The sequence below is a fragment of the Haloplanus vescus genome (genome assembly GCF_900107665.1).
GTDB lineage: Archaea > Halobacteriota > Halobacteria > Halobacteriales > Haloferacaceae > Haloplanus > Haloplanus vescus.
Genome location: NZ_FNQT01000002.1, coordinates 304,792 through 316,568 on the forward strand (window position 1 = coordinate 304,792; position 11,777 = coordinate 316,568).

General features: G+C 69.9%; 13 protein-coding genes. 12 read left to right on the forward strand and 1 reads right to left on the reverse strand.

What is annotated here, in order from left to right; genetic code table 11:
• Positions 1 to 37 precede the first annotated feature (37 nt).
• The 12 genes from cobA to BLU18_RS09320 all read left to right on the forward strand — a co-directional run bounded on the left by cobA (position 38) and on the right by BLU18_RS09320 (position 9,637).
• A complete protein-coding gene (gene cobA / locus BLU18_RS09265) occupies positions 38 to 952 on the forward strand; it encodes a uroporphyrinogen-III C-methyltransferase (RefSeq protein ID WP_092634273.1) in 915 nt (304 codons plus the stop codon).
• A gap of 111 nt (positions 953 to 1,063) precedes the next feature.
• Positions 1,064 to 1,612, forward strand: coding sequence for a precorrin-6Y C5,15-methyltransferase (decarboxylating) subunit CbiT (gene cbiT, locus BLU18_RS09270; RefSeq protein ID WP_092634275.1), 549 nt, complete (start codon positions 1,064 to 1,066; stop codon positions 1,610 to 1,612).
• On the forward strand, positions 1,609 to 2,313 hold the full coding sequence (locus BLU18_RS09275) for a cobalt-factor II C(20)-methyltransferase (protein ID WP_092634277.1): 705 nt from the start codon (positions 1,609 to 1,611) through the stop codon (positions 2,311 to 2,313). Before cbiT ends, BLU18_RS09275 begins: the two co-directional genes overlap by 4 nt.
• On the forward strand, positions 2,310 to 3,122 hold the full coding sequence (locus BLU18_RS09280) for a cobalt-precorrin-4/precorrin-4 C(11)-methyltransferase (RefSeq protein ID WP_092634279.1): 813 nt from the start codon (positions 2,310 to 2,312) through the stop codon (positions 3,120 to 3,122). The genes BLU18_RS09275 and BLU18_RS09280 overlap by 4 nt, the downstream gene beginning before the upstream one ends.
• Positions 3,115 to 4,071 (forward strand): cobalt-precorrin 5A hydrolase, encoded by a 957-nt coding sequence (cbiG, locus tag BLU18_RS09285; protein ID WP_092634281.1) that lies wholly within the window; start codon positions 3,115 to 3,117, stop codon positions 4,069 to 4,071. Before BLU18_RS09280 ends, cbiG begins: the two co-directional genes overlap by 8 nt.
• Positions 4,068 to 4,883, forward strand: coding sequence for a precorrin-3B C(17)-methyltransferase (locus BLU18_RS09290; protein WP_092634283.1), 816 nt, complete (start codon positions 4,068 to 4,070; stop codon positions 4,881 to 4,883). The genes cbiG and BLU18_RS09290 overlap by 4 nt, the downstream gene beginning before the upstream one ends.
• Before the next feature lie 2 nt (positions 4,884 to 4,885).
• Complete coding sequence (cobJ, locus tag BLU18_RS09295; protein ID WP_092634285.1) at positions 4,886 to 5,902, forward strand: precorrin-3B C(17)-methyltransferase; 1,017 nt, start codon at positions 4,886 to 4,888, stop codon at positions 5,900 to 5,902.
• Positions 5,892 to 6,149 carry a ferredoxin gene (locus tag BLU18_RS09300; protein ID WP_092634287.1) on the forward strand — a complete coding sequence of 86 codons (258 nt, stop codon included), beginning with the start codon at positions 5,892 to 5,894 and terminating at the stop codon, positions 6,147 to 6,149. Before cobJ ends, BLU18_RS09300 begins: the two co-directional genes overlap by 11 nt.
• Positions 6,146 to 6,808, forward strand: coding sequence for an LAGLIDADG family homing endonuclease (locus BLU18_RS09305; RefSeq protein WP_092634289.1), 663 nt, complete (start codon positions 6,146 to 6,148; stop codon positions 6,806 to 6,808). Before BLU18_RS09300 ends, BLU18_RS09305 begins: the two co-directional genes overlap by 4 nt.
• Positions 6,805 to 8,016, forward strand: a complete 1,212-nt coding sequence (locus tag BLU18_RS09310) for a CbiX/SirB N-terminal domain-containing protein (RefSeq protein ID WP_092634291.1) — start codon at positions 6,805 to 6,807, stop codon at positions 8,014 to 8,016. The genes BLU18_RS09305 and BLU18_RS09310 overlap by 4 nt, the downstream gene beginning before the upstream one ends.
• Before the next feature lie 2 nt (positions 8,017 to 8,018).
• On the forward strand, positions 8,019 to 8,396 hold the full coding sequence (locus BLU18_RS09315; protein ID WP_092634293.1) for a DUF3209 family protein: 378 nt from the start codon (positions 8,019 to 8,021) through the stop codon (positions 8,394 to 8,396).
• The gene (locus BLU18_RS09320; RefSeq protein ID WP_092634295.1) at positions 8,396 to 9,637 is read left to right on the forward strand and encodes a PQQ-binding-like beta-propeller repeat protein; all 1,242 of its coding nucleotides are present in this window, start codon (positions 8,396 to 8,398) and stop codon (positions 9,635 to 9,637) included. The genes BLU18_RS09315 and BLU18_RS09320 overlap by 1 nt, the downstream gene beginning before the upstream one ends.
• A gap of 16 nt (positions 9,638 to 9,653) precedes the next feature.
• On the opposite strand, the gene BLU18_RS09325 is transcribed toward BLU18_RS09320, so the two are convergent.
• On the reverse strand, positions 9,654 to 11,777 hold the full coding sequence (locus tag BLU18_RS09325) for an ATP-binding protein (RefSeq protein ID WP_092634297.1): 2,124 nt from the start codon (positions 11,775 to 11,777) through the stop codon (positions 9,654 to 9,656).

Genomic DNA, 11,777 nt, shown 5'->3' on the forward strand with positions numbered 1-11,777 from the left:
GTGGATTGAAGTTACTGCAAATAACGCTTACGTAGCGATGGACGACGACACCGCTCGCGAGTCGGCGCAGTCGGGAGACTCGTCGCCGGCAGCCGATTCGGGCGGGGAACGCGAGGAGCAGTCCGGTGCCGACTCGCTCCCGCCGTTCGACGAACAGACGACGGTCCCCGAGTCGTCCCGGGCCGCGGGCGGGACGGTGTATCTCGTCGGCGCGGGCCCCGGCGACCCGTCGCTGTTGACCGTGCGGGCGCGGCGACTCGTCGAGACGGCCGACGTGGTGTTGCACGACGCCCTCACGCGCGACACGCTCATCGACCGGATTCCCACCTCGGCCGAGGTGTTCGATGTCGGCAAGCGCGTCGAGTACAAGACGCCACAGTCCGAAATCAACGACCTGCTGGTCAGCCACGCCGAGGACGGCGATTCCGTCGTCCGGTTGAAGGGCGGCGACCCCTTCGTCTTCGGGCGCGGCGGCGAGGAGGCCCAACACCTCGCCGAGCAGGGCGTCCCCTTCGAAATCGTGCCGGGCGTCTCCAGCGTCATCGCGGCCCCCGGACTGGCAGGGATTCCGCTCACCCACCGCGACCTCTCCTCGCGATTCACGGTCATCACGGGCCACGAGACGCCGGACAAAGCCGAGAGTTCGCTCGACTGGGCCGCCATCGCCAGCGAGATAGCGAACGGGTCGACGCTCGTGGTCCTCATGGGCGTGCGAACGCTCGAACGCAACGTCTCCGCGCTCCGGACCCACGGCGTCGACGGCGACGTGCCGGTCGCACTCGTCGAGAAGGCGGCGTGGGAGGACCAGACTGTCGTTGAGGGCACCCTCGACACCATCGTCGACGTGGTGGAGCAGTCCTCGATTTCCGCGCCGGCGACCACCATCGTCGGCGACGTGGTGTCGGTCCGGGACGACGTTGCCGACGAGCTTCAGGACTTCGACCCTGTCTAATCCCGCGAATCGCCACGCGCCGAGCGGCGGCGCCGCACGCCCCCGAATGAAAGCCTGCTTTTAGTAGGGCAAGCACAATTGTTTTTACCGGGGGCTGAAATGGTGGAGGTGATGCCCCAGGTAGCGCTTCCGCACGACGCGAAGGCCGGCCCGACGAAGTCGGAGATTCGGGCGGTCACGCTCGGGAAGTTAGACGTACGACCGTCGGACCACTTCGTCGATGTCGGCTCCTGTACCGGTGCGATAACCATCGAGGCGGCGCAACGCGCCGGTCGCGTGACGGCCGTCGAGCGGAAACCAGAGCGACTGGAGGTGACGCGAAAGAACCTCGACGCCAACGAGTACGACGCCGAGGTGACGCTTCGCGAAGCGGAGGCGCCGGCGGGGCTTCCCGACGACGCCGACGCCATGTTCATCGGCGGCAGTCGGAACTTCGAAGCCGTCCTCGACCACGCCGCGGAGACGGGCGTCGACCGCATCGGGATGAACGTCTCTCGGGTCGAAGTCGCGGGCGACGCCATCGAGGCCTTCCGGGACCGCAACCTGCTCTCGGAGGTGCTTCAGATGCAGGTGAGTCACGGCTACGAACTCGCGGGCGCGACGAGTTTCAAATCCGACAACCCCGTCTACGTCATCGTCGGGCGAGGTGACGAGGCGTGACCGTCTACGGCGTCGGCCTCGGCCCCGGTCAGGCCGACCTGATTACCGTCCGCGGCAAGCGCGTCCTCGAAACCGTCGACACCGTCTACTCGCCCGGCCGACTCTCGCGGTCGGTCGTCCGGGAGTACGTCCCCGAGTCGAAGCTCGGCGACCTCGATTTCCCGATGACGCGCGACCCGGACAAGCTCCGGGCGGCGTGGCGGGAGGCGGGGCGCGCCGTCGCCGACGGCGCGGCCGAGGACGACGTTGCTTTCGTCACCCTCGGCGACCCGAACGTCTACTCGACGTTCGGCCACCTCCGGCGGACGCTCGACACCTTCCACCCCGCCGTCGACGTGGAAGTCGTCCCCGGCGTGAGCGCCGTGACGGCCTTCGCGACGGCGCTCGGCGTCGAAATCGAGGCCGGGACCGGCCTCTCGCTCCGCGAGGCGGCCGACGGCGCGGCCCCGACCGGCCCGGAGCGGATGATTCTGTTCAAGGTGACCGACGCCGTCGCCACCGACGAGAAACTCACCGCCGCGGGCTACGACGTTCGCTACGGGCGTCGACTCTTCATGGAACAGGGCGAGACAGTCGTCACGTCGGACCCGACCGAGGTGGCCGAACGCGACTACTACACGCTCGCGTACGCCGAGAAACACGGCCTCGACCGTGACCTCGCGACGGCCGACTTCGACGCGGAGACGGAGCGGTCGGCGTGAGCGACGACTACACCGCCGGCGACGTGCGCGAGGGCATCCCCTTCATCGGCGCCGGCCCCGGCGACCCCGGACTCCTCACCGTCACCGGCCGGGAGCTGGTGGAGGCGGCCGACCTCGTCGTCCACGCGGGGTCGCTGGTGAACAGCGAACTGCTCGACGCGTTCTGTGCGGACGCCGAACAGGTCAACAGCGTCGGCAAGGACCTCGAAGAACTCGTGCCGCTGATGACGGAGGCCTACGAGGACGACCGGACGGTCGTGCGCCTGCACAGCGGCGACCCGGCCATCTACGGGGCGGCGCTGGAGCAGATGGACGCCCTCGAAGCCAACGGCGTCCCGACGTACTTCGTCCCCGGCGTCACCTCCGCGTTCGCCGCGAGTGCGACGCTCGGCACGCAGTTGACGCTCAACGAGGTGGCCAACCACGTGGCCTTCACCCGGCCGCAGGGCAAGACCCTCTCCGAGAAGGAAGACCACATCAGCGACTTCGTCGGTTTCGGCGACGTGACGACGTGCATCTACCTGGGAACCCACGCCGTCAGCGACACGATGGACCGCCTCCTCGACGACGGTCACGACCCCGAGACGCCCGTGGCGGTCGTCTATCACGCCTCGTGGCCCGACGAGGACGTGATTCGCGGCACCATCGACACCATCGGCGAGAAGGTCGAGGAGGCGGGCTATCGCGCGTCGGCGATGGTCGTCATCGGCGAGGCGGCGACCGGCGCGGGCTACGAGCGCTCGTACCTCTACGGCGACTGGGCGAACAGCGACGACGACCAATCAGACGAGACGGATACAGATGAGTAACAACTCCGACAACGACTGTAGCGCACCGGACAGCGACGGCGAGGTGGCCGACGAGATTGCGATAATCAGCTTCGAGCGCAAACTCGACACGGCCGAGGAGATTCGCGATGACCTCGCTGACGACTACGACCGCATCGACATCCTCGAATACCACGGCGAGGTGTTCGCCGACCACTGGGGCGAGTACGACTGCTTCGTCGGCCTCATGGCCAGCGGCATCGCCATGCGGAAGACGGCGCCCCTCCTCGACGACAAGTGGGACGACCCCGCCGTGGTCGTCGTCGACGAGGAGCTCACGTGGGCGATTCCGCTCACCGGCGGCCACCACGGCGCGAATCAGGTCGCCTACGACCTCTCGAAACTGGGCGCCGTGCCCGCGATGACGACGGCGTCGGAGGCGGCAGGCAAGCAGGGCGTCGAGAGTCGTGCCAAGGCCCTCGACACCCACGTCGTCAACGGGGATTCGACCGTCGAGACCAACCTCGCCGTCCTCAACGAGGAACTCGGCCCCGTCGCCCGCCTCGACGGGCCGAAGGCGGTCCTCGCCGACGACGACGTGACCGTCCTCAAGCGGAACGCGGACGACGGCGTCGTCATCGGCACCGGCAGCGTCTCCGGGGCCGACAAGGAGCAGTTCCTGACGGCGTGGACCGAAGCCCTCGAGGACGTGAACAAGTCGCCCGACGACGTGGAGTTCGTCGCGACAGCGACGCGGAAGGAAGACGAACCCGGCCTCACGGCCGCGGCCCAAGAGTTCGGCGTCGGCGTGGCGTATCTCGACAAGGAGACGCTGGAAGAGTTCGAGGGACCCACTCCCTCGAAGTCGAAGGAACTCATCGGCTGGCCCGGCATCTCCGAGGCGAGTGCCATCGCCGCCGGCCGTGACCACGAACTCCTCTTGGAGAAGCGACGACACGACGACGCCGTGACCGTGGCGGTGGGACGATGAGCGACGACTACGGCACGCTCTACGTCGTCGGCATCGGCCCCGGTCTGCCCGCGGATATGACTCAGCGTGCCCGCGAGGTCATCACGGACGCCGACTGTGTCATCGCCTCGAACCTCTATCAGGAGTTCCTCCGCGAGGACGGCACCCTGCCGCCGGAGGGCGAGGCCGGAGACGACGACCCCGAAATCGTTCGCTCGTCGATGGGCCAGCAGGTCGAACTCACCCGCGAGGCGTTCGAACGCGTCCGGAACGGCGAGGACGTGGCGAACGTCTCCGGCGGCGACCCCAACGTGTACGGCAAGTCTGACCTCGTGTTCACGATGGCCGAGGAGGACGACGTCACGGACGTGCCCATCGAAATCGTCCCCGGCGTGACGGCGGCGCTGGGCGGCGCGGCGATGATGGGCGCGCCCCTCTCGAACGACTTCTGTACGGTGTCGCTGTCCGACAAGTGGCGCGGGTGGGACGAAATCGAGGAGAAGCTCCGCGCCGCCGCGGTCAGCGACTTCGTCATCGTCCTCTACAACTGCTGGCGCAACTACGGCCGCGCCATCGACATCATCCGCGAGGAACGGGCCGACGACGTGCCGGTCGGCATCTTCAACGACGCCGGCCGCGCCGACGCCGGCCGGAACGTCGACGGCGAGACGTACACCGTCACCACCCTCGGCGACGCGGACGCCCACGAGGAGGAGGTGGGCGGTATGGGCACGTCCATCCTCGTCGGCACCCACGAGACGGAGACGTGGAGCAACGACCACCGAACGCACCTCGTCACCCCGCGCGGCGGGCGTGACGTCGACGACTTCTAACTATGAGCCAAGAGACAGACACCGATTCGACGTGTGGCGCGACGACCGAGACGAACAGTTCGAGCTGTGGCGGTTCCACGGCGAGCGAGTCGTCCGAGTCGAAATGCGGCGGGTCGACCACCAGCGATACCTCCGAGTCGAAGTGCGGCGGGTCCTCCCCGGACTCCTCCGAGTCGTCCTGTGGCGGGTCGAAATCCGACGCCACCGACGAGAACGTCTCCGCGACGGCTGACGACTTCGACGTCGACCCCGGCCGCCTCGTGGCCGTTGGCCTCGGCCCCGGCAAGCCGGCCGAGATGACCACCCGCGCGAAGGAGTCGCTCCGCGGCGTCGACCACATCGTCGGCTACACGACGTACGTCGACCTCCTGCCGGACGACATCGTCGAGGGCGCCGAGGACATCTACTCGACGCCCATGTGCGGCGAGGTGTCCCGGACCGAGGAGGCAATCGACCGGACGCTCGCGGGCAACGACGTGGCCATCATCGGCAGCGGCGACCCGAACGTCTACGCGCTCGGCGGCCTCGCGCTCGAAATCCTCGAATCCAAGGGCGGGTCGGCGAGCGCCGTCGACTTCGAGGTGGTGCCGGGCGTCCCCGCCGCGCAGTCGTGTGCCGCCCGCTTGGGCGCACCCCTCGTGAACGACACCGTCAGCATCAGCCTCTCCGACCACCTGACGCCGATGCCGACCATCGAGTCCCGACTTCACGCCACCGCGAAGGAGGGGTTCACCATCGCCATCTACAACCCGTGGAGTCGCAAGCGCCGCGATAACTACCAGAAGTGCTGTGAGATTCTCCTCGAACACCGCGACCCCGAGACGCCGGTCGGCATCGTCCACGCCGCGGGGCGCGAGGACGAGGAGACGGAAATCGTCGAACTGCGCGACCTCCCCGACCTCGGCGAGAGCGACATCATCGACATGACGACGACGCTCCTGGTCGGCAACGACGAGACGTACGTCTGGGACGGTCGAATGGTCACCCCCCGCGGCTACGAGCGAAAGTATGAGTACTGAAACCTACCGCGTCGAACTCGACCGCGAGGCCTGCGACGGCATCTTCGCCTGTCTCGTGCGCGACGAGCGATTCGTCGAGGACGACACCGGACTCGCGACGGTCGACCCGACGGCCGACGGCGTCGTGGACGTGGACCAGACGGAGAGCCGCGTCGTCGCGACGTTCGACGGCGACATCGAGGACGCGGAGTTGGCGGCGCGAGCCTGCCCGCCCAACGCCATCACCGTCCGGGAGGGGTCGGAATGAGCGCCGACGCGCCCGGGGACCTCCTCGAGAGCCACCCGGAGACGGCCTACTTCTGGGGCCACGTCGCGGGCGACGGCGACGTGCGGGCGGACGAACTCACGGTTCGCGCGCCGGACGAGGAGTGCGCGGACCGCCTCGTCGCCATCGCCGGCGGCGGCGCGGTCGACCACCAGCAGACCGAACGGCCCTACGCCCACGACACGTCCATCACCCGCACCGAAGACGAGTATCACGTCACCGTCAGCGGCGACGTGGCCGGGCGCGCCAGCGCCGCCTTCGGCCTCCCGACCGGCGACGACCCCGGCGGCTATCGGTTCGATGCCCTCGCCGACGCGAGCCGCGAGCTTCTCCGCGGCCTTCTGGAGAGCTGCGGGACGGTCTGTTTCAAGTCCTCGTCGGGCACCGTGGGCATCTCCTTCGTCCACGACGACCGGGCGTTGCTCGAAACCGTCCAGCGACTGCTGGCGGACTGCCCGGTCGACGCGCCGACCGACGAGATACAGGAAACCTCGTCCGGCGGTTACTGGTTCGGCATCGACGACGACGCGGCCGACGACTTCGGGCAGTGGGTGTACGACGGGAGCGAGGACTCCGGTCTGTTCGCGCCGACGCGGCGCCGAAAACTCCTGCGGAGCCTGGAGCAGGCGGCAGAGGCATGACCGAGGAGCGACCGCTCGCCGACGACGCCGTCCTCCTCGTCGGCCACGGGTCGCGCCGCGAGAAGTCGAACGAGCAGGTGCGAACGCTCGCCGCGGACCTCGAAACCGAACTCGGCGTGCCGGTCGACGCGGCCTTCCTCGAACTCGCGGAGCCGACGATTTCGGCGGGCATCGACACGCTCGCGCCCGCCTGCCAGACGCTGACGGTCGTCCCGCTGTCCCTGTTCGGCGCGACCCACGTCAAAAACGACGTACCGCTGGCCGTCCAGACGGCCCGCGCCGAGCACCCGGACCTGACCATCCACTACGGCTCACATCTCGGCGTCCACCCGTCGCTCGTCGAGTTGCTCGACGACCGGGTGCGCGCCGTCGAGTCCGACCTCGGCGTCGACCGCACCACTGACGACGTGAGCGTCGTCATCTGCGCTCGCGGGTCGAGCGACCCCGACTCCAACGCCGACGTGCACAAACTGGCGCGCCTCCTCTACGAGGGCCGGGAGTTCCACCGCGTCGACGCCTCCTTCATCGGCGTGACCGACCCGCTCCTCGACGAGACGCTCCACACCGTCACCAAGGACCGCCCCGACGCGGTGGTCGTCGTGCCGTACATGCTGGGCGACGGCACGCTGACACAGCGAATCCGCGACCGGACGGCCGACTTCGACGACGAGTACCCCTACGTCGCCGCAGGCGCGGGCGACCCACTCGGGGTCGACGACCGGGTCGTCGACGTGTTGGCCGACCGCTGGCAGGAGGCCCGCTCCGACAGCGTGGAGATGTCCTGTGACACCTGCAAGTACAAGGTCGAACTCACGGGCTACGAGGACGACCAAGGTGGCGCGCGGGCCATGCTGCGCTCGCTCGTCCATCAGGCCGAGCACGCAGACCGGGAGTCGGTCGACGACGACCCGCACGTCCACGACGCGCCGGAGAAGCACGTCGCCGTCTGCACGAACCAGACCTGCGCCGAGAGCGGGGCCGCGGCGGTCATCGAGGAGCTGCGACAGGGCGTCCGCAACACCGACGACTGCGACGCCCGCGTCACTCGAACCTCCTGTCTCGGGCAGTGTGGCGACGGCCCGATGGTCGCCGTCTACCCCGATGGCGTCTGGTACGGCGGCGTCACCGCCGACGACACCGACCGCATCGTCTCGTCCCACCTCGACCGGGACCGAATCGTTTCTGACCTCGTACACCAAACCCTGTAATCATGGCTTGCGCTGAACTCGAAGCACTCCGACTCGCACTGATGAACCTGACCGGCTCCGTCGACGAGAGCGTCCGACAGCACGCCGAAGCCGAAATCGGCGACGAACTCGAGGAGGACGGCCCGATTGCGGCGCTGGCGAACGCCTCGACGCTGGACGAAATCCAGCGCCACCTCGACGCCGCACTCGTCGACCTCGAAGAGGAGGCGATGCAGGCGGACACCGACGACCCCGACGGCGCGTACCTCCGGGGTCGCGTCGTCGCCGTCCGTGACGCCGAGCGCACGGTCCGTCGCCTCCGCACCCAGACCGACGCCTTGCTCGACGACCTCGGCGAGGCACACCACACGCTCCACGAGACGTTCCCGACCGAGGAGTGATGGACGGACTCGTCGACTGGCGCCGGCACGCTCTCGGCGACCTCACCCCCGCCGGGAGCCGTCACAACTGGGCGCGCTCTGCGGCGGCCGTCGACGACGGCACGGTCTTCGCCGGCGGCGCGGACGGCGCTGTGACTGCCGTCCGACCGACCGCGACCCCGTCCGAGGTGTGGGACGCCGACGGCGAAGCGGCGGCCGACACCGAGCGCTACGCCGTCTCGATGGCCGCGCGGGGGGACACCCTCGCCGTCGGCGAACGCGGACCGGCTGGCCGCGTCGCGTCGCTCTCGGCCGCGACGGGCGACCGACGGTGGACATACGAGACGGTCGACGACGTGGGGGAAGCGACCGACCCGTCGCTCCTGTTCCAACCCTACGTCGTCGACGTGGCCGTGGTCGGGGAGACGACCGTCGCCGCCGCGCGACGCTACGACCGCGACGGCGAGGAGCGGTCGTGGTCGAGCGTCGTCCTCGGATTCGACCCGGACGGCGACGTTCGCTGGCGCTACCACGCCCGCGCCTCCCCCATCGCACTCGACGCCGACGCCGGCCGCGTCGCCGTCGCGTACAACCGCTGTACCGAGGCGCACGTCCACGGCTTGGTCGTCCTCGATGCCGACACCGGCGAGCCCACGATGTTCTGGGACCCCGGGACGGCGGGCGACCGCCGCGTCGGTGACGTAGCGCTCGCTCCCGACGGCATCGCCGTCGCCAGCCACGGCGACAAACACGGCTATCGCCTCGACGCCGACGGCGGCGAGCAGTGGCGGGTCGATTTGGCGAGCGAGCAGGTCGTCGACGGCGAGACGGTCTACGCCTACCCGAATCACGTCTGTGACGCCGACGGCGTCACCGTCTTCGTCACGGGCAACACCTACGCCGAGTCGACGCGCGACCCCGACGCGCGCCACCCGCGAGAACACACGGTCGTCGCCGTCGCGGAGGGCGAAGTGGCGTGGACCCACGAAGTCGGCGGCTTCGCCCGCGGCGTGTCGACGGCCGGGTCGCTCGTCGCCGTCCCCGCGGCCCAGCACTTCCGCGACCGGGACGCCGAGACGCACGCGGTCCACCTCTTCGACGCCCGCGAGGGGCATCGCTGCTCGCGGTCGATTCCGGGTATCGCGTCGGCGGTGGCGCTCGGTGACGACACCCTCGCCGTCGTCGAAGAACCGGTGGAGTACCACGACGAGGGCGTCACGCGCGGCGCCCACCGCTTGCATACGTGGCAGGTCGACGGCTGACCGTCGCTTCGACACCTTACTCCTCTCGCGCCGCGCTCGCAGCGTCGGCCACGCGCTCGGCTGTCAGGTCGGCGAGCGGGATTCGCTGGCCGCCGGTTTCGTTCTGAATAATTCCCGTCAGTCCCGCGCCGTCGTCGCCGGCGTCGACGACGACCACCGAGGCGTCGCTGGCTCCCAGTCGGCGCGCCGCCGCGCGCGTCGCACCCGTCGGACTGCCGTCGGCGACGTTCGCCCGCCCGTCGGTCACCACGCAGACGAGGGTGGCGTCCGCGTCGGCATTCGTCACGAGTCGGTGGGCGGCGGTCAACCCGTCCGGGAGCGGCGTCCGGTCGCCCGTCGGGAGGTCCTTCAGGTGGCGGGCGGCCAGCGTGACGCTGTTGGTCGGCGGCAGGAGCACCTCGGCCTCGTCGCCGGCGACGGCGACGAAGGCCACCCCGTCGCGCTGTTCGTAGGCGTCACGGAGGAGCGACATCACCGTCCCCTTGGCCTCGCGCATCGCCGGGCGCATCGACGCGCTGGCGTCGACGACGAACACGACGAGCGTTCCGCCGCTCCCGCGCCGGACCGATGCCCGCAGGTCGCGTTCCTCGACGCGCGCCCGCCCCTCCGTCGCGGCGGCCCGGACCGACGCCGCGGCGTCGATGGCGTCGTCCGGTGTCGCGCGCTCGCTTCGCACGCGCGACCCGCGTCCCGATTTCGTGGCGTCGACCTGCGCCCGCGACCCGTCGCCGGGCGTGGCCGAATCGGTCGATACGTCGTCGACCGGCGGGCGCTCGGTGTCGCCCACGTCGGCGCGTTGCTGGCCCGGAACGAGCGGCGTCGCTTCGTCGGCGTCAGCGTCGTCGTCTTCGCCCTCCTCCGGCGTGTCGGCGTCTTCGCCCTCCGAATCGCCCCCCGCGGGCGACGGTGTCGGGCCGTCCGACTCGTCGCCATCGGACTCCTCGGTGTCGTTGCCGCCGTCGTTCGGGCCGTCGTCGCCCTCGCCGTGTTCCGCGTTGGGGTCGGTGCCTTCGTCGTCCCCGTCGCCGCCCTCGCTCTCGTCGCCTTCGTCGTCGCTGGTTCCCTCCTCACCGCCGTCGTCCGCTCCCTCGTCGGTACCCTCTCCTTCACCGTCCTCGCTCTCCCCGTCGCCGTCCTCGTCGAAGTGGTCGTCGAGTACGTCGTCGGGGTCCGGCGCGTCCTCGAAGGGTTGGCTCTGCAACCGGTGGGGGAGCGTGAACTCGGCCGCTTCCCGGAGGTCGGACTGAATCACCTTCGTCCGGCCGTCGAGGGCCGCGAGCGTCACCGCGGTGCGGGCGGTGGCGATGTCCGCTCGGTGGCCGTCGACGCCCGCGTCCCGGCAGAGTTCGGCGATGTCGGCCTTGAACTCGTCCGGGAGCGCAACGTCGTCGAGGAGTCGGCGCGCCGTCTGGAGTCGCTCCCGGAGCGCATCGGTGTCGGACTCGTAGTCCGCCGCGAACGCCTCGGGGTCGTCGCGCCTGTCGAGTGCGCGGTCGATGACCGCCACGCGCTCGTCGATGTCCTCGCGGCCCGTGACCGTCGCTTGGAGGGCGAATCGGTCCCGGAGCTGCGGGCGGAGGTCACCCTCCTCGGGGTTCATCGTCCCGACGAGGGTGAACTCGGCGGGGTGGGAGACGCTCACGCCGTCGCGCTCGACTCGGTTGATGCCGCTCGCCGCCGCGTCGAGGAGTACGTCCACGAGGTGGTCGTCGAGCAGGTTCACCTCGTCGACGTAGAGGATGCCGCGGTTCGCGCGGGCGAGCAGTCCGGGGTCGAACTCGGCGTCGCCGTCGAGGGCGTCGGCCACCGACAGCGTGCCGACCACCCGCTCTCGGGTCGCGCCGAGGGGGAGGGTCACGAGCGGTACCGGGCGCGTCTCCCACTCGGCGTCGTCGCGCGCGCGACACGACTCGCACTGTCGCTCCGGGTCGTCCGGCGGACAGCCGTACGGACAGTCAGCGACGACGCGTTGCTCGGGCAGCAGGTCGGTCAGCGACCGGACGGCCGTCGACTTGGCCGTCCCCTTCTCGCCGCGAACGAGCAGACCGTCGAGCGCGTCGTTGGTCGCGACGGCCAGCAACGCCCGCTTCAGCTCCTCTTGCCCGACAATTGCCGGGAACGGTGTGGGGCGACGCTCCAT

What these genes read in the sequence shown, in the direction of transcription:
- cobA (WP_092634273.1), top strand. Translation starts at nt 38, where the DNA reads ATGGACGACGACACCGCTCGCGAGTCGGCGCAGTCGGGAGACTCGTCG.
- cbiT (WP_092634275.1), top strand. Translation starts at nt 1,064, where the DNA reads ATGCCCCAGGTAGCGCTTCCGCACGACGCGAAGGCCGGCCCGACGAAG.
- cbiG (WP_092634281.1), top strand. Translation starts at nt 3,115, where the DNA reads ATGAGTAACAACTCCGACAACGACTGTAGCGCACCGGACAGCGACGGC.
- BLU18_RS09290 (WP_092634283.1), top strand. Translation starts at nt 4,068, where the DNA reads ATGAGCGACGACTACGGCACGCTCTACGTCGTCGGCATCGGCCCCGGT.
- cobJ (WP_092634285.1), top strand. Translation starts at nt 4,886, where the DNA reads ATGAGCCAAGAGACAGACACCGATTCGACGTGTGGCGCGACGACCGAG.
- BLU18_RS09300 (WP_092634287.1), top strand. Translation starts at nt 5,892, where the DNA reads ATGAGTACTGAAACCTACCGCGTCGAACTCGACCGCGAGGCCTGCGAC.
- BLU18_RS09305 (WP_092634289.1), top strand. Translation starts at nt 6,146, where the DNA reads ATGAGCGCCGACGCGCCCGGGGACCTCCTCGAGAGCCACCCGGAGACG.
- BLU18_RS09310 (WP_092634291.1), top strand. Translation starts at nt 6,805, where the DNA reads ATGACCGAGGAGCGACCGCTCGCCGACGACGCCGTCCTCCTCGTCGGC.
- BLU18_RS09315 (WP_092634293.1), top strand. Translation starts at nt 8,019, where the DNA reads ATGGCTTGCGCTGAACTCGAAGCACTCCGACTCGCACTGATGAACCTG.
- BLU18_RS09320 (WP_092634295.1), top strand. Translation starts at nt 8,396, where the DNA reads ATGGACGGACTCGTCGACTGGCGCCGGCACGCTCTCGGCGACCTCACC.
- BLU18_RS09325 (WP_092634297.1), bottom strand. Translation starts at nt 11,777, where the DNA reads ATGGAGCGTCGCCCCACACCGTTCCCGGCAATTGTCGGGCAAGAGGAG.